Origin of the sequence: uncultured Psychrobacter sp. (assembly GCF_947500265.1) — a bacterium.
Classification (GTDB): Bacteria; Pseudomonadota; Gammaproteobacteria; order Pseudomonadales; family Moraxellaceae; genus Psychrobacter.
Window position 1 is genome coordinate 110,365 of the sequence record NZ_CANMRN010000007.1, and the last position, 18,952, is coordinate 129,316.

At 43.1% G+C, this 18,952-nt stretch carries 13 protein-coding genes; 4 read left to right on the forward strand and 9 right to left on the reverse strand.

Features of this window, described 5'->3' with window-relative positions; all coding sequences use genetic code 11:
* Positions 1 to 59 precede the first annotated feature (59 nt).
* Together Q0788_RS10975 and Q0788_RS10980 are read right to left on the reverse strand one after the other, a co-directional pair.
* On the reverse strand, positions 60 to 1,307 hold the full coding sequence (locus tag Q0788_RS10975; protein WP_298810511.1) for a restriction endonuclease subunit S: 1,248 nt from the start codon (positions 1,305 to 1,307) through the stop codon (positions 60 to 62).
* Positions 1,307 to 3,691, reverse strand: a complete 2,385-nt coding sequence (locus Q0788_RS10980; RefSeq protein ID WP_298810514.1) for a class I SAM-dependent DNA methyltransferase — start codon at positions 3,689 to 3,691, stop codon at positions 1,307 to 1,309. Before Q0788_RS10980 ends, Q0788_RS10975 begins: the two co-directional genes overlap by 1 nt.
* Positions 3,692 to 4,061: 370 nt before the next feature.
* On the opposite strand from Q0788_RS10980, the gene Q0788_RS10985 reads away from it, so the two are divergent.
* A complete protein-coding gene (locus Q0788_RS10985) occupies positions 4,062 to 4,457 on the forward strand; it encodes a lysozyme inhibitor LprI family protein (RefSeq protein ID WP_298810517.1) in 396 nt (131 codons plus the stop codon).
* A gap of 550 nt (positions 4,458 to 5,007) precedes the next feature.
* Here the strand turns inward: Q0788_RS10985 and Q0788_RS10990 are convergent.
* A complete protein-coding gene (locus Q0788_RS10990; protein ID WP_298810520.1) occupies positions 5,008 to 5,370 on the reverse strand; it encodes a hypothetical protein in 363 nt (120 codons plus the stop codon).
* A 35-nt stretch (positions 5,371 to 5,405) separates the two neighbouring features.
* On the opposite strand from Q0788_RS10990, the gene Q0788_RS10995 reads away from it, so the two are divergent.
* Positions 5,406 to 6,206 (forward strand): NAD-dependent deacylase, encoded by an 801-nt coding sequence (locus Q0788_RS10995; RefSeq protein WP_298810522.1) that lies wholly within the window; start codon positions 5,406 to 5,408, stop codon positions 6,204 to 6,206.
* Between the two features lie 102 nt (positions 6,207 to 6,308).
* Here Q0788_RS10995 and Q0788_RS11000 read toward each other — a convergent pair whose 3' ends face one another.
* From Q0788_RS11000 to Q0788_RS11015, 4 genes are all read right to left on the reverse strand, one after another.
* Positions 6,309 to 7,307, reverse strand: a complete 999-nt coding sequence (locus tag Q0788_RS11000) for an adenosine deaminase (protein ID WP_298810524.1) — start codon at positions 7,305 to 7,307, stop codon at positions 6,309 to 6,311.
* A gap of 204 nt (positions 7,308 to 7,511) precedes the next feature.
* On the reverse strand, positions 7,512 to 8,036 hold the full coding sequence (locus Q0788_RS11005; protein ID WP_101204947.1) for a TPM domain-containing protein: 525 nt from the start codon (positions 8,034 to 8,036) through the stop codon (positions 7,512 to 7,514).
* A 71-nt stretch (positions 8,037 to 8,107) separates the two neighbouring features.
* Positions 8,108 to 9,292, reverse strand: coding sequence for a TPM domain-containing protein (locus Q0788_RS11010; RefSeq protein ID WP_298810526.1), 1,185 nt, complete (start codon positions 9,290 to 9,292; stop codon positions 8,108 to 8,110).
* Between the two features lie 123 nt (positions 9,293 to 9,415).
* Complete coding sequence (locus tag Q0788_RS11015) at positions 9,416 to 10,048, reverse strand: LemA family protein (RefSeq protein WP_101204949.1); 633 nt, start codon at positions 10,046 to 10,048, stop codon at positions 9,416 to 9,418.
* 956 nt (positions 10,049 to 11,004) lie between these two features.
* Between Q0788_RS11015 and Q0788_RS11020 the strand changes: the two genes are divergently transcribed.
* Positions 11,005 to 12,552, forward strand: a complete 1,548-nt coding sequence (locus tag Q0788_RS11020; protein ID WP_201569401.1) for a sodium:alanine symporter family protein — start codon at positions 11,005 to 11,007, stop codon at positions 12,550 to 12,552.
* 409 nt (positions 12,553 to 12,961) lie between these two features.
* On the opposite strand, the gene Q0788_RS11025 is transcribed toward Q0788_RS11020, so the two are convergent.
* The gene (locus tag Q0788_RS11025; RefSeq protein ID WP_201580417.1) at positions 12,962 to 13,567 is read right to left on the reverse strand and encodes a fasciclin domain-containing protein; all 606 of its coding nucleotides are present in this window, start codon (positions 13,565 to 13,567) and stop codon (positions 12,962 to 12,964) included.
* A 422-nt stretch (positions 13,568 to 13,989) separates the two neighbouring features.
* Positions 13,990 to 14,544: a fasciclin domain-containing protein gene (locus tag Q0788_RS11030; RefSeq protein ID WP_298810534.1), complete on the reverse strand. Its 555-nt coding sequence runs from the start codon at positions 14,542 to 14,544 to the stop codon at positions 13,990 to 13,992.
* A 572-nt stretch (positions 14,545 to 15,116) separates the two neighbouring features.
* Between Q0788_RS11030 and metH the strand changes: the two genes are divergently transcribed.
* On the forward strand, positions 15,117 to 18,920 hold the full coding sequence (gene metH, locus Q0788_RS11035; protein WP_298810537.1) for a methionine synthase: 3,804 nt from the start codon (positions 15,117 to 15,119) through the stop codon (positions 18,918 to 18,920).
* The last annotated feature ends 32 nt before the right edge of the window (positions 18,921 to 18,952 follow it).

An 18,952-nucleotide genomic window follows, 5' to 3' on the forward strand; every position in this document is an offset into this window, starting at 1 on the left:
AACTCCTTTTATTGATTTTCTTTTATCAAACGCAATATGCGCTTAATCTCTATTTACAGCTACTCAGACGCCCGCCAGCCCCGCACATCAATCTTGCCTGTGACGGCGGCGGATATTAAGGCGGTGCGGCGTTCTTGCATAAGTTGGATGGCTTTTTCTGCTTTACTAACCAAATTTGAAAAAACCTTTAGCTTGTCGCTTAAGTATTGGCAGATTTGTTCTTGTTCATCAAATGGTGGAATAACAAAGCCTAGTTCTAATAAATTCTCTTGCGTCATACTTGGTAATGCAGTATTTGTTGAAAGCTGATCAAAAGGGAATAGTAATGCTTGATGATAAATGTAATTTGGCTTAGCGTTACTAGACGCTTCACTATAAAACATGGTATCCACTGTCCAAAATTTTCCCGAAACTAATAGCGGTTTATCTACAGTCCCTTTTCTTCCAAATAGTACGGACTCACCATCAAATAAGTAATCCGAACTACGCTTGAAAATCCCGCCCGATCCATAAACAGGATAGCCACCACTTTCTACTTCTACCTCTTTATAGTCTCGACCGTTACGAATTCTCAAAACATTTTTTAGGCGACCAACCTCCCAATGCTCAGGCACTTCCCCAAGCCATTCGACGCCTGAATCTTTCATCGGGGCATCAGGGTTTAAGCCCTTGGTGACGGCGTGGCTGATGACTGCTTGGCGCTTTTCTTTTAACAGTTGAATTAGGGTTTGCTGTTTTTCGATTAGGGTATCAATTTTGGCGGTTTCATGGTCAAGGAAGTTGGCAATACTATTAGCTTGAAACAACTCGAGATTTGGAATAACTAAACGCCCTAATCTTTCTGAATTTAGAATTTTGACTACATTACCAGTAGCCATCTGTTCTAACTCGTTTCTTGCTGCAAGCAATAGATAGTAATTATATTTTGAATCATCTTTAAAGCTAATAGCAGTAATTTGTTGATTAGTTGTGACAACTTTAGATGTATATGCGGCTTTACCAATAGTTCCAATACAACACAATAAAACTGAATTTTCGGCAATCTTTTTTTGCGTCTTCCAACCTAACTCAGTCAAATACTTTGATCCATTGACCTCTTCAGATTCTTCTTTTATATCTTCTGGTCGTACCCATTCATATATTGTCACATCATCAGAATAATACTCACTAATAGCTGTAGATGGTGTCATTCCAGTTATAAATGAAGCCTTTCTTTTCAAACTTATGGTAGACCAATTCTTAGGGATCTTTCCTAACCACTCAACACCTGATTCTTTATACTCTTCATACTGTTGATACTTTGCCATTACGAATGCACCTCACCCAATAACTGCATAATCTCCGTGCTGACCGCATCCAAATCTGCATCGATATCAGCTAGTGGACGCGGTGGCTCATACACATAGAAGTGACGGTTGAATGGTATTTCAAAGCCCACGATGCCAATCTCTTCATCAATCACATCTGTCTTATCAGCATTGATCCACGCATCAGGCACATGCGGCTGTACTTCACGGGCGAAGTAACTTTCGATCAGCTCAGTGGTCGTCACCTCAGGATTGAGCGGCACGTTTTCATAATCACGTAATTCGCTATCGGTTTGGAACTCGACGACTTTGGCTGGCTTGTCTGAATTGGCTGGTTTATAGCTAAACGCACCATAGAGCGGATTGGCAACCTTCACTGCTTTTTTGATGACGGGTTCTGCTTCAGGGTTTTTCCATGTGATAGCATCCATCAGCTGCTTTTTCTCTTTGGTGTCTAAGTTAACCTCAGCGTCTTTTAACGCTTGCTTAAACACCTTTTCAAACTCATTAAAGTCATCGAATTGGTTTTCACCGATAGCCGCTTGCAAGGCTTTAGCTTTATTCATGATCTCAAGCTGATCTCGCCATACTTTAGAGTCAAGCACGTCTTTGATTTGCTTTTCTTTTAGCTCAGAGAAGTCCGCCTTAATCATCGCACGCGCCTCAGTCGTGACCGCTGATAAGTCGCCGTAGTTATTATTCTCGCTATCAGTTGTCCAGTTACCACCAAATGCCTCATATAGCGCTGGCATGACCATATCAAATGGTTTGGGTGCATAGCGTAAGGTTTCGATAGCATCATCAGATAACTGAGCAGACAAACGTAACGGGCGCTCAATCGTGATACGGCGATAGCCAAACTCATGGGTGGCAAATATCTTACTGGCAAAGGTCTTGGCAGGTGAGCTGGCACTTTTAGAATGGGGATTAGCAGACTGACGGCCACGGTTAGATTTCACCTCTTCAGGCTTATCGAGCACACGCGCATCAACCACCTCAAAGTCACCAAAGCTACGGATAATGGTTTTGATATCGTCATCGCTCATCTCATTGCGCTTTGAGCCAAGTGACTTACGCATCTTGCTGTATAGGTTACTGCCGTCGATCAGTTGCACCTTGCCACGGCGCGCGGCTGCTTTTTTATTGCTTAATACCCAGACATAGGTCGCGATACCCGTGTTATAGAACATATCAGTAGGCAGAGCGATGATGGCTTCTAGTAAATCAGCCTCAAGGATATAACGACGGATCTCACTCTCGCCGCTTCCTGCACCGCCTGTAAACAATGGCGAGCCATTTAAGATGATACCGATACGGCTGCCTTGGTTACTATTTTGACTATTACCAGCTTCTTGCTCATTAGTAGTGATCGGACGCATCTTGCTAATCAAATGCATCAGGAACAATAGCGACCCATCGGACACGCGCGGCAAGCCAGCCCCAAAGCGGCCGTCGAAGCCTTTTTGTTCGTGCTCGTCTTTAATCTCACCTGATATCTTTTTCCAATCTACCCCGAATGGCGGGTTAGACAGCATATAGTCAAACTTCTCAGCGACCAGCTGATCACTAGACAAGGTATTGCCCAGCTTAATGTTATTCACTTCTTGCCCTTTGATCAGCATGTCGGCTTTACAGATGGCATAAGACTCAGGGTTGAGCTCTTGCCCATAAGTACGCATGACCGCATCAGGGTTCAGCTCTAGCACGTATTCCATACCTGAGGATAGGAAGCCGCCCGTACCTGCTGTCGGGTCATATATGGTACGAATGATGCCGTCTTTGGTCAGTGCATCATCATCTTCCATAAATACCAGTGAAGTGGTTAGGCGCACAATATCGCGCGGCGTGAAGTGCTCTCCTGCGGTCTCGTTCGAGCTTTCAGCAAAGCGGCGGATTAGCTCTTCAAACACAAAGCCCATTTCATGGTTAGAGATAGCCTCAGGACTTAGATCAGTATTGGCGAACATCCGCACCACTTTATATAGTAAGTTGGCATCGGCCAGTTGCCCGACAAACTCTTCAAATTTAAAGTGCTCAAATATCTCACGCGCATCTTTAGAGAAAGATTGCACGTAAGTGTTTAGGTTGTCCTTGATATCGCTTTGACCCATTTTGCTCAGATCCATCGGCGAGGTATTGTAAAACGGTCGCTTGCTGGCACGTATCAAAAACTTCTCTTGCGCTTCCTCTGGCAGACCCATATCAGCGATACGCTGGTTTTCTGCAACGACAGCGGCTTTGGTGTCTTCTAATACGCACTCTAGGCGGCGCAGTAGCGTGAATGGCAGGATGATGCGGCCGTATTGAGATTGCTTAAAGTCACCACGTAGCAGATCAGCGACAGACCAAATGAAAGCCGCTGTTTGAGAGAAATTTTTGGTCATAGGTTCGTCTTATTGTTTGTTGGGCAGGGATATAAGGTGTAAATCGTATGTCAGCGATGAAGTGATACTCATCCTAGACAAAATATAACCATCATAAGGGTATTCGACATTACTCGGCAAGTCTGAATGTGAGATTTATGGGAATAGTAATATATTTCATTATATAGAGATTCGACGTACTACCTGTTTTTAGCAATTCAACCCCATGCAAGCAAAGTGCAAGTTGATTTTAATATCAGTAGATAGCAGGAAACGAAAAATTGGGAATAGGATAATTTTAAAGTCACCATTCAAAGATAAAATTAATTGACTGTTTTGATTACTGACAATGATACAATTAATCAAATTTTATCGAGTTAGAGGTTGGTACATGCGGTTATATGCGGGTTTAGTTAATATAGGTATTGGGGTTAGTTTGCTGGTAGGCGCTATCGGTAATGTTAGCGCTGCACCTATCGAATTTTGCGATGGTGAATATACAACCATTGATTTGAATAACTGTACCAGTAAGAACTTAGATTATGAGGACAGTAAACTTAACAGTACATACAAAACGCTAAGAGGTATGCTCGATAGAACCGAAAAAAACAATCTCAAGCAAGCTCAGTTAGCATGGATTGATTTTAGAGATAAATCCTGCAATTTTACCTCCCGTGAGTTGGTAGGCGGTAGTATGCACGCTATTGAATACACCTCGTGCTTAACGAATTACACTTATCAGAGGCGTATTGAGCTGCAAAAAGAGATTTACAATATCCAAAGATAGAATCACCCCAGCCAGCCACAAAAAAATGCGTAAAAAACGCTTAACTTAGTACAGCATTATTTGAACACGTGCAGTTACTAGCAGTTCAACCCTATGCAAAAAAGTATCAAACAGAAAAAATTATTAGTGATTAGATGGCGCGTTGAGCATAATCTTTGTAACCAAACTTGCTTTGCATAAACAGCGAAAAACTATCTTAGCGATAACAAAATGTTGTTAAATTTGTTGTTAAAATGAAATACTAAAAACCTATAAGCCTTATTTTATAAGGCTTCATAATTATTGATTGACTCCCGCCGAGCGCACCAATTATACTGTTTATAACCTCGCTCCACCCTTCCCTTAGTACTATCTTAAACTACCTATACTCATCAAACCTACATATCGAAATGTTTGCGGTTTTTCTGTGCTTGTCTATTTCTAGTGCTCTCATCTATAGTCGATTTAGTATAATTTGGATACAAGGAAGCCGAGTGAAAGTACTACAAGTAGTAGACTGAGCGAAACTGACACCGTAGCCAATTTATAGAGGGCTGACTATATAGCAAAATTACTCTGCGTCCTGTAGATTGGCAGTCAATTGAGCACGGCTAGGTATACGGTGATAATTAATCACTGGCACATCACCCAAACGGCGCTGACCCTCAGCAATCTTTTTATCAATCGTAATCATCGCAATTTTTTTATCTTGTTTGCTAACGAGCAAATGATTTGCCTTACGTGTGACTCGATAATCAGCAAAATGCTGTTCTAATATCGCTGATGTTTTTTGCAGCGCATCATTCGGTGTTGCATTTTTTGATTTTGCGCCATTATGCTTTTCGCCTACTTTTGCACCTCGTGATTTTGCCACGAACCATAAAACTGCGATGACAGCGAACAGTATGACAAGCCACCAAATTCCGTCTATCATAAGTAAAAATATCCATTATTAGCAAGGGTTGGCTCATGTTAGCAGAATTATCACCAGCGTTAATAGCAGAAGTAAAACTTGCAGCACAACTGCTGGCGTCGAAACAGCGTATTTGCATTTTGACTGGGGCTGGCATTTCAGCAGAAAGCGGCATCCCAACGTTTCGGGATAAGCAAACAGGACTGTGGGAAAACTACGGTGTCGAAGACTTGGCCACCCCTGAAGCATTCACTCGTGATCCAAGGCTAGTATGGTCATGGTATCAGTGGCGTCGGCAAATGGTCGCAGACAAAGCGCCAAACCCTGCCCATCATGCGTTGGCTCAGTGGCAGTATCATGCGCAAACCTCCGATCAGCAGGTGACACTCATCACCCAAAATGTCGATGATTTGCACGAGCAAGCTGGTAGCGCAGTGACTCACCTGCATGGTCATCTGTGGCGCAACCGCTGTGGTCAGTGTGAGATACCTTATCAAGATCAATCGAGAGCATCATACGATAATCAAGGCACCATGAGTTTGGATGAATCACTGCTTAGCTGTCCGCATTGCGATGGTTACATCAGACCAGATATTGTTTGGTTTGGCGAAGCCCTACCTGTACAGGCATGGCAGACTGCCGAAGAAGCTGCGGCTAATTGCGAGGTATTTATCAGTATCGGTACGTCAAGCTTGGTCTATCCTGCTGCTGGATTGGCACAATTAGCCAAACAGAATGGCGCGCAAGTTATTGAGATAAACCCTGACCCAACACCAAATACCGTTGTCGATATCACACTAGCAGAAAAAGCAGGAATCGTTTTGCCACTGCTTATAGCAGAGATTACTACTTTATAATTGCTACTACTTATAAACATTGCTGCATGACAGACAATAAAAAAGGCTTAACGATTTATATAAATCATTAAGCCTTTGCTACTAAAAACAAGCTCGTTAAAATTATTTCAATGCAAGATCAACTCTCGCCAAGTAAGCTTCTTTTAACTCATCACTGATAAATGCTGATTTAAAAGAGTTCTTTACTAATGTAATAACATCGTCTTCCGTAATCGGCAGATTCTCATATAGATTGATAAAGTTTTGATTCACGTAGCCTTTGAAATACGCAGGGTCGTCCGAGTTAACGCTAATATTCAGACCATAGTCTAAAAGCTCTTTAATATTGTGCTCTTTATAAGTCTCAAAGACTTTTAGCTCGATATTTGAGTTCGGGCAAACGGTCAATGGCATTTGCTCATCTTTGAGTCTTTGCATCAACTCTGGGCTTTTTATAGACTGCACACCATGATCGATTCTATTAATATTCAGTAAGTCTAGCGCTTCGTAGATGTACGAGAAGTCTGCTTCCTCGCCTGCATGAGCGACCAACTTAAAGCCTTCTTCTTTGGCCTTTTGGAAGACTTCTTGAAATTTCGACGGCGGGTTACCCAACTCTGATGAATCCAGACCAACACCGATGATGTCGTCTTTATACTCTAGTGCTTGCTCTAATGTTTCAAACGCTTCTTCTTGCGATAAATGACGCAAGAAACACATGATGATACATGACGTGATACCGTATTTTGCTTTGGCATCTGCAAGTGCTTCTTTGATACCTGTGATGACCGCTTCAAAAGGCACGCCGCGTTCGGTATGCGTCTGCGGATCAAAGAATATCTCTGTGTGAATAACATTATCTTCGACACATTTAAGAATATATTCCCACGTCAAATCATAAAAATCATCTTTGGTGAGCAGGACATTTGCACCCGCATAGTAGATATCTAAAAAAGTCTGTAGATTGGTGAAGTTATAAGCACTGCGTACATCTTCGATATCTTTATAAGGTATCTCTACGTTGTTCTTTTTGGCCAGTCTAAACATCAGCTCAGGCTCTAGCGAACCTTCAATATGTAGATGAAGTTCAGCTTTCGGTAGTTTCTTTATTAATTCAATCATAGTATTCCAATAATGGTGTTATCGAGACGAGCCCTAGTAGATATTGCACAGTAGGATAATTAAACCATGCATATATGAGGCGTTATTTGTCTCAGAAAAATTATTTTAACACTAAAAGCATATCGCCTAAAACAAAACCCTTTGACCGTATAGATAAGCTACTTATAAAAGTAGCCTTCTTAATAAGACCATACAAGGCGCAAACTACTTTAAAAATACCACTGTATCAGACAGCTCATTACCTTCTGGATCGTGCTCTAAATGATAGTATTGACGTAATACCTGCCCCACTTCGTCTAGCAGTTCAGCCAAGCTCTCTTCTGTCTTTTGAGTAGCAATACCAGATACCGCCTTTTCACACATTGCATTCCATACCGTTGGACTAACGTGAGCGCTGATACCTCGGTCTGCGACAATCTCTAGTTTGCGCTCGCATACATTGACATAGATCAAGACGCCCGTATTTTCTTCAGTATCCCAGACGCGATATTCGCTAAACAAATCAATCGCACGCTCACGGCAGTTCATGCGATAGGCTTCTTGGATAGGCAGATGGTTTTCTACAATTAAGAACACCTCACCACGATGCCCACGCTCGGCTCGTGTCACAGCATCTGTTAAACGCGCCTTAGATTCTGTTGTTAGCCACTTACTATGTAATAAAGGGACGAACAAAACTTGACGCCACCAGCGGGCAAAACTGGGGTTTGAAGCGTTGTCTTCTACCATTATATTATTTCCTCAAGTACGTCGTTTTCGATGGTTATGTAGAGTTTATTTTGTTTGCGTATGTGGAATACTTACCACGAGCCACCTGCACCGCCGCCGCCGAAACCACCGCCGCCACCGCCAAAGCCGCCGCCTCCGAAACCACCACCGCCAAAGCCGCCTCCACTACCGCCGCCCATACCGGGTAAGAAAATCATGCCGCCTCTGCGCCCACCTTTACCGCCGCCGCCTTTTCCACCGCCACCGCCGCGTGAGATCAAAAACATCCAGATAAATATCGCCATAATCAGCGTCATGAAGAAGCCGCCACCTAATGCCATTGAACCTGCAAAAAAGCCGCCAGCGGTAATAATAGAACCAAATACTCGGCCCAATATATTAGTAATAAAGCTACCAAAAATCATCGCCATGATAAATAAGAAAATAGGTGACGGCAACTCGTCTGAGCTTTGCTGGGCAGTACGTTCTGCGGCTTGCGCATCAGCACGAGCTAAGACTTCAGGGTCAGCAGTCAATCGTGTTTTGAGCGATTCAACGCCAGCGATTATCCCTGCACCATAGTTATTTTGCTTAAATAACGGCGTGATATCTTCTCGAATGACACGGTTAACCGCTGCATCTGGTAATACGCCTTCTAGTCCATAACCAGTTAGGATGTACATATCACGGTCATTGACAGCGACCACAATTAGCAGACCGTCATCGATAGCTTCATCACCCAACTCCCACTTCTCAGCAACTTGCAATGCATAATCAAATATTGGTACGCCATTGGTAGTTGATACGATGACCACTGCTGCTTGTGCTAGACCCTGCTGATAAATACTTCGAAGCTGAGCCTCTAGACGTAGCTTCTCTTGGGGATTTAAAATATTGGCCTGATCAACGACTGGTTCATTGAGTATCAACTTGTCAGCGTCAACACTCTCGGCACTGGAACGTACAGGTGGCTGAGCGGTTGTTTGAGCATTGGTTGTATCATTTGCTGTACTTTGTTTATCTGCATTTTGATTGATAGCGTCGTTGCCGAGCACCGCTTCATTGATAGCATCGTTATTTAATACAGCATCATTGATTGCTTCGTTAGACTCGCCTGCTTTAGCAACGGCTACCAACTCTTCGACACTACGGTTTTGCAGATTCGAGGTGTTATCTGTCGCCACCGCTGTATCATTGGGTGCAGCATGCAATGCAGGCACGCTGACGACACCTAACGTAAACAGTAATGCTGATAAGATTGCTTTTGAATTATTCATCTAATCTATACCACCTCAGATAACATCTTTACCAATTGATAGACTCTAACTAATCATTGTCGAACCATTAGCTAAATGAACAGAGCTGCCTATGCTGCTCTGTCGTCACGTTCATTTTAAATTTTATTCAGCAGACTTTTCTGCAGAGTCGCCGAAATCAACACTTGGTGCGGTTGAAATCGCTTCTTCATTGGCCACACTAAAGTTGGGCTTAGTATCCATACCAAATACTTTTGCAGTGATGTTGGTTGGGAACTGACGTACCGTTGTGTTGTATCCCTGCACTTCTTGGATATAGCGGTTACGAGCCACAGCAATACGGTTCTCAGTACCTTCTAACTGCGCTTGCAGGTCCTGAAACAGTGCATCTGACTTTAGATCTGGATAACGCTCAGATACTGCCATCAAACGTGACAATGCACCTGTCATCTGCTCTTGCGCTGCTGCATAACGCTCCATTGCTTCTGGGTCATTAAGCACTTCTGGCGTTACCGTGATACCGCCCGCACGTGAGCGAGCTTCTGCCACTTGGGTGAAGACCTCTTGCTCTTGCTCAGCATATTGCTGTACGACTTTGACTAAGTTTGGCACCAAATCAGAACGACGCTGATACTGGTTAACCACTTCTGACCATGAAGCAGTGACCTGCTCATCTTGTGCTTGCAGGTTGTTATAGCCACAGCCACTTAGACCAACCGTAGAAGTTGTCAATAAAGCGGCTAGCAACATCGGCTTCATAATAGATTTACGCGTCATTGTTGATTCTCCTAATAATGATAAATAACAAATATCCAGTACCACATTTTTAATATTTTTAAGTTTTCTTGGTATTCATACGGCAGTCATACGCTCTATATATTGTATATCTGCGCATCACTCTATCAGCATGATATCAAAAGAAGTTGTCCTAATGATGGCGTTATATACGGCTTTTTACAATTGACCGTTACCAAAACACAACCGCATAGTGTCAACGATAACGCGTTTTTATCATGATAGATATAGAGCAAAAATCTAGCAGTCTAACGCAATCAGACTAAATGTTATGAAAGTACAAACAATTATTTATATATTATCCAAATCTTGCTAATGTATCTGCTAAATAAAATACGAATATATCTACCGTCTACAAAGAAATTTCTAGTAATTAGTACAAAAATATGGCAAATTGCAGTTACGTAGCCGTACGGTTTGAATACATTTGGTAGTGGACTTATAGTTTGATTAGTATTAGCGAGTTGTTAATTTCTTAATAAAAACATCAATTAACTGTCAAATTATCGCTAAATACTGTCAATTCGCCATACCAGTCATGCATTCATTCAAGACAGCTCATAGTAAGTTGAATGCCATCATGGTGATGGATATTTAATTATATAACCGCCTGTTTTATCCGCCGGTCAACTTATGACTCATCTGATGTATAACATGATGATAGAAGACCGCAGTAGTTGAGGTTGTAGAATAATAGTAAACGCAGCTGATATTTATATTGTCAGTGATAAGCGCTATGCAAATAGTCCGTATTACTGACGAGATACGCGGGTAAATACAGACAACTACAGTCCATTCTTGGTGGCCAAGCACATGAGACTTAGACAACAAATAAGTCGATGCAGAGACTTTAACTGCTTAACTTAAATAAGTAAGTTAACCAGTTAGTTTACTCCTAGCAAACAGTGCCACCTTGAGACAGTACTAGGAACATAAATATGGAAGGTTTAGTTAACTTAGTAAATGGAATTATCTGGAGCCCAGCGCTGATTTATCTCTGCTTGGGTGCCGGTCTGTTCTATTCCATTATGACGCGCTTTGTACAAGTACGTCTATTCGGTGAGATGATCAAACTCCTATTCACTGGTAAATCTAGTGCACAGGGTATCTCATCATTTCAGGCACTTGCCGTCTCACTCGCCGGTCGTGTGGGTATGGGTAACATCGCTGGGGTAGCTGCTGCTATCGGCTTCGGTGGCCCAGGTGCCGTTTTCTGGATGTGGATCGTAGCCTTCCTAGGCGCATCTACAGCCTATGTCGAATCTACTCTTGCTCAGATTTACAAAGAAAAAGATGTGGTAACTGGCGAGTATCGCGGGGGCCCAGCTTATTACTTTGAACGTGCCCTTGGTCAAAAGTGGTACGGTATCCTCTTCGCAATCGCTTCTATTTTATCATGTGGTATGTTCTTACCTGGTGTACAGGCGAACGGTGTTATCAGTGCATTTGCACAGGTAATGGGCGAAGGTACGATCATGAACGTTGCAGGCCTAGAAGTTGGCTCTATGCGCTTGGTCGGCTTGGCTATCATCTTAGTCGTGCTAGGTATCATCATCTTCGGTGGTATTAAGCGTATTGCAACCTTTACTGAGTTTGCAGTACCTTTCATGGCATTAGGTTATATTGCCCTAGCGCTAATCATCATGTTCAGCAACTTCAGCTTGATTCCAGATGTATTTGGTATGATCGTTGGTGATGCATTCACTGCACAAGCAGGTTTTGGTGCTGCTATCGGTTGGGGTGTGAAACGTGGTATCTACTCTAACGAAGCCGGTCAGGGTACAGGTCCTCACGCTGCTGCTGCTGCTGAAGTTGAGCATCCATCACAGCAGGGTCTAGTTCAGGCATTCTCAGTATATGTTGATACATTACTAGTATGTTCTGCTACTGCATTCATGATCTTGTCTACTGGTATGTACAACATTCAAGGTACGCTACCAGATGGTCAGTTCATCGTACAGAACGTTGCTGCTACTACTGAAATCAATGCTCCTGCGTTCACGCAAATGGCAATGGAATCTGTATACGGTACGTTTGGTAATGCGTTTATCGCAATCGCTGTATTCTTCTTTGCCTTTACAACAATTCTGGCTTACTACTACATCGCTGAAGTAAACGTCGCTTACTTAACACGTTTCCTTGGTCGTAGTGCGAACAGAACTGGTCTATTCCTAGTGAAAGTTCTTATCATGGCGATGGTTGCTTATGGTGGTCTAAACTCAGCTGGTTATATCTGGGCAATTGGTGATATCGGTGTTGGTCTTATGGCTTGGCTTAACATTGTTGGTATTCTTGTCATCTTCATCGTGGCTCGTCCAACTCTTACTATGCTTAAAGACTATGAAGCTCAGCGCAAAGCTGGCGTCACTCGCTATAGCTTTGACCCTGCTAAATTCGGTATTAAAAACGCACCGTATTGGGAAGAGCGTCATCTAGCACAGCAAAAAAGCATGAACGCTGATCCATTACGTAAAGATAAAGTATAAGTCGATTTAATAGGATTGCTATTTAATCTTATTGAATAAAAAAAAGCCCGAGACCATGTTCTCGGGCTTTTTTGTTTGGATGTTTTTCTACACCGCTACAGAATAGCTTACCGAAAAAACATCAAAACCTACGTTCATACGAGCTGATTTAATGCTTTAAAACTGCCCTTTTATTCTCAAAATTAATCTGTATTCGAAATAACATATAACTGGCATTTTATATTTTGCTTATCTTCTTTATAGAGCTCGCTTTAGCACTAGACTACTTTATATTAATTAAGTCGTCGTACCAGTATAGGTAAGCCACAGTTCCCCTATTTTTAATTCATAGACGTAAAAAAACCTAGCGCGATGGCTAGGCTTCCTTTAACTAACTTGTAGATTCAAAACCTACAAACTAAGAAATAGCTTATTCAGGCATTAACACTGCATCGATAGTATGAACCACACCATTGGTTGCCATAATATCTGTACCAGTGATGTTTGCTGTGTTACCAGTAGCATCAGTAATCACATTGTCTTCACTGATAGTAATGGTTTTACCGTTCGCTGTTTCGATCTCAGTACCGTATGGGATATCAGCCGCTTTAACTTCCATTGCTAGTACATGGTAAGGAAGGACAGTTTTTAGCAAATCTGTATTGGCCAACAACTCTTCTTTAGTCACGCCTAGTTTTTCTAGTACTGGAGCAAACGCATCATCAGTTGGGGCAAATACAGTATGCTTGGTTTCTTCCATTAACATAGTATCAAGACCAGCAGCCTGTAGCGCAGCGGTTAAAATAGTTAGATTTTCGTTCTCTGCTGCGATTTCAGCGATAGTTTGAGTCGCTTCCATGTCCATTTCGGCCATTGGCTCTGCTTCAACAGCTTCTGTCTCAGCAACTGGCTCAACTGCCATTTCTTCGGTCGCTTCTGGTTCAGTTGGCTCTGTAACAGTTTCAGTGTCGTTACACGCTGCTAGTGACATGGCTGCGGTTACAACTGCGATAGATAACAAATTCTTCTTTAACATAGGTAATTCCTTTTTGGATAAATAATTGATTAAGGGATTTATTTAAATTAATAACTTTCGATAAATATAATGGCGACCAATGATTAATAAATGTATCAATTACTTAGTCATACTATTTGGTCCGTTATATTGATAGTTCTCAGTCTAACTGTTTAATTTTTAAATGGTATTTACTTAAGTAGCAACACTGTATCAATCACGTATATAGCATTGTTTGCTTGTATATCAGTTATTGCGATATTTGAGACGAAATGATGGTGATTAACTATTTCCGGATTTTTACTTTAAAAATCTAACCTAAATAGAAACTTATATAGATAAAGCTCTACAGTCTAAAACAGCCATTGTCTGATAATGAAATCATCACAAACAATGGCTGCTTAGTCTTGCAATAAATACAGTTGGTATGCCTCAGTTAATACTTATTTAGGCAACAATACTCTGTCGATTACATGGACGACACCATTGTTGGCAGCGATGTCAGTCTTCACAATGTTCGTTGTGCGACCATTTTCATCCATCAATTTGCCTTCTCTAGTTACCATCAACGTGTCTTTGCTAGCAGTCATTACGTTACCAGGCTTCACGTCTTTGGCATACTTAGCCATATCGCCAGCGACTACGTGATAACCCAATACTTTGGTTAATAATGGCTTGTTGGCAAATAACTGTGCTTTAGTCATACCTGTTTCTTGCAATGCTTGCATAAAGGCGGCATTGGTCGGTGCAAATACCGTATAGTGAGCATTAGGATCAGACAACATATCGACTAAGCCTGCTGCTTGTACCGCTTCTACCAATACTGAAAAATCAGGATTGCTTTGCGCAATTTGTACGACATTCATCTTAGCCATACTCTGACTGTGCATTGGTGCTTTCATATCGCCTGTCTTCGCTGGCATCATATTATTACAAGCACTTAAACCTGCGATTGAGATAGCCAATGTACCGATGGTGGCAATTTTAGTAAGTTTCATAACATTTTCCTTAATGATTTGAATTTCTTTGACGTTGGTATTGTTTCAACTATGATATTACTGTCTTACAGATCATCCTGCCTGCTAATGCCATTTGCTCACCATACTATACTGCTAACATTGATACTCTTAATACCAGTTATTGTTAATAAATGAGCCTATATTTATAAGTAGGACTTACTAAGACCTTGTATTTCTGAAATTAAATTAACATGTAAGCAATCTTTATCAACCTGCCTTTGCGCAATTTTTTGTGGTATGGGTGTAAATTCTGTCTGACTTCTGAGCGTTCCCGTTGGCTTTCATTTGCAAAAGAAAAGCTTTATGTAAGCCCTTAGCGAAATGATATTCATTTGTGCGTATCTGCTTTATGAAATAGACTCTATCATCTTACTCTGTTACTTAGCTCTCCTCTTATTTATCTATTGCCAAAGAGGAATATGCAGTATCCATATGTAGCAAACTTTTCATGCTAAAATAATGCAAATTTGCGGTCCTCTTCGTGAGACTCTGCACGCTACTGGTTTGTTATTCCTTCTTTTTTTAATAATTACGATATAAGCAGCACACCTATGATTCCAACGACGACCTCACCAACCGATTCTCATACCGATACCGCCTCTAGTTCCTCATCCACTAATGACTTTATATTAACGCCACCTGCTGTATTTCCGTTTAAAGAGCAGCAGCTAACCGCCCGTGCCCGTATCACTGAGCAGATGGCATCACGCATTTTGATGTTAGACGGTGCCATGGGTACGCAGATTCAGACCTATAAGCTAGAAGAAGCGGATTATCGTGGTGAGCGTTTTGCTGATATTGACCAAGATGTACGCGGCAACAACGACCTACTGGTACTGACTCAGCCGCACATGATCAAAGACATTCATCACGATCATCTGCTGGCGGGCGCTGATATCATCGAGACCAATACCTTTAACGGTACGCGTCTGTCGATGGCTGACTATGACATGCAGTACCTAGTGCCAGAACTAAATAGGACAGCGGCCAAGATTGCTAGAGCAGCGGCGGATGAATTTACCGCAAAAACGCCTGAGAAACCGCGCTTCGTTGCAGGTGTTGTGGGTCCGACTTCACGTACGTGCTCGCTATCGCCTGATGTCAATGATCCTGCGTTTCGTAATATTACCTTTGATGAATTGGTACTCAACTACCGTGAAGCGACCTTATGCCTGATAGAAGGCGGCGTCGATATCATTTTGATTGAGACAATCTTTGATACGCTAAATGCCAAAGCGGCGATATTTGCCATCACTGGTGTGTTCGACGATATTGGCTTTGAGTTGCCAATTATGATTTCGGGTACGATTACCGATGCGTCAGGTCGCACGCTATCGGGTCAAACGGCTGAGGCGTTTTATAACTCTATCCGCCATGCCAAGCCTTTATCTGTTGGCTTTAACTGTGCGCTAGGTGCTGATGCGCTGCGCCCACATATTCAGACATTGTCAAACATCGCTGATACTTATGTCTCTGCGCATCCTAACGCTGGTCTACCCAATGAGTTTGGTGAGTATGATGAAACCGCTGAAGAAACGGCTGCCCTACTCGAAGGTTTTGCCAAAGCGGGTATCTTAAATATCGTCGGCGGCTGCTGTGGTACGACACCTGAGCATATCCGTCAAATCGCTAAAGTCGTGGCTAACTATCCACCGCGTGTTATTCCTGAGATAGCCCCTGCCTGCCGACTATCAGGTCTTGAACCATTTACCATCAATTCTGATAGCTTGTTTGTCAATGTCGGTGAGCGTACCAACGTCACAGGCTCTAAAAAATTCCTCCGTTTGATTAAAACCGAAGCCTATACCGAAGCACTCGATGTCGCGCGTGATCAGGTCGAAGGCGGTGCGCAGATCGTCGATATCAATATGGACGAAGGCATGCTCGACTCCAAGCAGGCGATGATTCACTTCGTCAACTTGGTTTCAGGCGAACCAGATATCAGCCGTGTGCCACTGATGATCGACTCATCTAAATGGGACATTATCGAAGAAGGTCTTAAACGTACGCAGGGCAAATCTGTCGTCAACTCTATCTCATTAAAAGAAGGTCATGCTGAGTTCGTTGAACGTGCCAAATTATGCATGCGTTATGGTGCTGCGATTATCGTTATGGCATTCGATGAAGACGGACAGGCTGACACTTACAAGCGCAAAATTGAAATATCTAAACGCAGCTATGACGTACTGGTTAACGAAGTGGGCTTCCCATCAGAAGACATTATCTTTGACCCAAATATCTTTGCCGTCGCCACAGGTATCACCGAGCATAATAACTACGGTGCTGATTTCATCAATGCCACACGTTGGATTACGGAAAATCTACCGAACGCGATGGTCTCGGGCGGCGTATCCAACGTGTCGTTTAGTTTCCGTGGTAACCCAATCCGTGAAGCGATCAACTCCGTATTCTTATACCACGCGATCAAAAACGGCCTGACCATGGGTATCGTTAACCCAGCCATGCTTGAGCTGTACGATGATATTCCAAAGGAAGCCCGTGATGCTATCGAAGACGTCATGCTCAACCGCAATCAAGGTGAAACTGGTCAAGATGCGACTGAACGTCTAATGACCGTCGCTGAAAACTACCAAGATGGCGGCAAGAAAAAAGACAGTACCGTCGATATGAGCTGGCGCGAAGGTACAGTAGAAGAACGTATCGCCCACGCACTGGTCAAAGGCGTGACGACCTTTATCGAAGCGGATACCAAAGAAGCATGGGAGAAGTATCCTAAACCGCTAGAAGTCATCGAAGGGCCACTCATGGACGGTATGAATATCGTCGGTGACCTATTCGGTGCAGGTAAGATGTTCCTACCACAAGTCGTAAAATCTGCTCGTGTAATGAAGCAATCTGTCGCGTGGTTAAACCCGTATATCGAAGCGGAAAAAGTCGAAGGCGAGGTCAAAGGTAAAATCCTAATGGCAACCGTCAAAGGCGACGTGCATGATATCGGCAAAAACATCGTCGGCGTGGTGCTTGGTTGTAACGGCTATGACATTGTCGATCTGGGCGTGATGGTGCCATGTGAAAAAATCCTCGATACTGCCATCGCAGAAAAAGTCGATATCATTGGTCTGTCTGGTCTGATTACCCCAAGTCTCGATGAGATGGTCTATGTCGCCAAGCAAATGCAAGAGCGCGGCATGACATTACCATTGATGATCGGCGGTGCAACGACGTCGAAAGCGCATACTGCCGTCAAGGTCGAGCCGCAATATCAAAATGATGGCATCATCTATGTATCGGATGCGTCGCGGTCAGTCGGCGTGGTGACCAAATTACTATCAAAAGAACACCGTCAAGCGCTCATCGATGAAACCCGCGAGGAATATGTTAAGGTGCGTGAGCGTCTGGCTAAGCGTCAACCAAAAGCCGCCAAAGTCACCTATGCTGAATCGGTCAAGATTGGCTTTCAGTACGATTGGGAAAACTATGTGCCACCAGTGCCTAATAAGTTAGGCCAAGTGATATTGGATGATTACCCTATCACCAACCTACTGCCATATATCGATTGGACGCCGTTCTTTATCTCTTGGGGACTGGTCGGTAAGTATCCGAAAATATTGCAAGACGATGTGGTTGGCGAAGCGGCACGTGATCTGTTTGAAAATGCCAATGAGCTGATGCAAAAGATGATCGATGAGAAATCACTCGTTGCGAAAGGTGTGTTTAAACTCATGCCAGCGCGCCGTACTGGTGCCGATACGGTCACGGTCTATGACAATGCGCCTGCTGATGGCGGCAAACCGACCTATCAGTTTGAGCACTTACGTCAGCAAAGCGACAAAGCCAGTGGCAAGCCGAACTTTAGCTTGGCAGACTTCATCTCGCCATCAGAGACGCATACCGATCACTTGGGCGGCTTTACCGTCTCAATCGTCGGTACAGAAGCACTTGCTGAGCAATATAAAGCAGCAGGCGATGACTATAATGCCATCATGGTACAAGCACTGTCTGACCGCTTAGCCGAAGCATTCGCCGAGCATCTACATGAGCTCATTCGTAAAGAGTATTGGGGCTATCAGCCGACTGAATCACTTACCAATGATGAGATGATTAAAGAAAAATACGTCGGTATCCGCCCTGCACCTGGCTACCCTGCCTGTCCTGAGCATACGGAAAAAGGCAAATTGTTTGACTGGCTTGGTACAGTAGATGCGATCGGTACGACCTTGACCGAAAGCTATGCGATGTGGCCTGCGTCATCGGTCAGCGGATTCTATTACTCGCATCCTGATAGTGAGTACTTCAATGTCGGAAAAATTAGCCGTGATCAGTTAGAGAGTTATGCTGAGCGTAAAGGTTGGGATATGAAAACGGCTGAGAAGTGGTTAAATCCGAACTTGTAGTCGATTGGCTAATCAAGTTATAGAAACCTGAT

What these genes read in the sequence shown, in the direction of transcription:
- Q0788_RS10995 (WP_298810522.1), top strand. Translation starts at nt 5,406, where the DNA reads ATGTTAGCAGAATTATCACCAGCGTTAATAGCAGAAGTAAAACTTGCA.
- Q0788_RS11020 (WP_201569401.1), top strand. Translation starts at nt 11,005, where the DNA reads ATGGAAGGTTTAGTTAACTTAGTAAATGGAATTATCTGGAGCCCAGCG.
- Q0788_RS10985 (WP_298810517.1), top strand. Translation starts at nt 4,062, where the DNA reads ATGCGGTTATATGCGGGTTTAGTTAATATAGGTATTGGGGTTAGTTTG.
- Q0788_RS10975 (WP_298810511.1), bottom strand. Translation starts at nt 1,307, where the DNA reads ATGGCAAAGTATCAACAGTATGAAGAGTATAAAGAATCAGGTGTTGAG.
- Q0788_RS11030 (WP_298810534.1), bottom strand. Translation starts at nt 14,544, where the DNA reads ATGAAACTTACTAAAATTGCCACCATCGGTACATTGGCTATCTCAATC.
- Q0788_RS11000 (WP_298810524.1), bottom strand. Translation starts at nt 7,307, where the DNA reads ATGATTGAATTAATAAAGAAACTACCGAAAGCTGAACTTCATCTACAT.
- Q0788_RS11015 (WP_101204949.1), bottom strand. Translation starts at nt 10,048, where the DNA reads ATGACGCGTAAATCTATTATGAAGCCGATGTTGCTAGCCGCTTTATTG.
- Q0788_RS11005 (WP_101204947.1), bottom strand. Translation starts at nt 8,036, where the DNA reads ATGGTAGAAGACAACGCTTCAAACCCCAGTTTTGCCCGCTGGTGGCGT.
- Q0788_RS10990 (WP_298810520.1), bottom strand. Translation starts at nt 5,370, where the DNA reads ATGATAGACGGAATTTGGTGGCTTGTCATACTGTTCGCTGTCATCGCA.
- Q0788_RS11010 (WP_298810526.1), bottom strand. Translation starts at nt 9,292, where the DNA reads ATGAATAATTCAAAAGCAATCTTATCAGCATTACTGTTTACGTTAGGT.
- metH (WP_298810537.1), top strand. Translation starts at nt 15,117, where the DNA reads ATGATTCCAACGACGACCTCACCAACCGATTCTCATACCGATACCGCC.
- Q0788_RS11025 (WP_201580417.1), bottom strand. Translation starts at nt 13,567, where the DNA reads ATGTTAAAGAAGAATTTGTTATCTATCGCAGTTGTAACCGCAGCCATG.
- Q0788_RS10980 (WP_298810514.1), bottom strand. Translation starts at nt 3,691, where the DNA reads ATGACCAAAAATTTCTCTCAAACAGCGGCTTTCATTTGGTCTGTCGCT.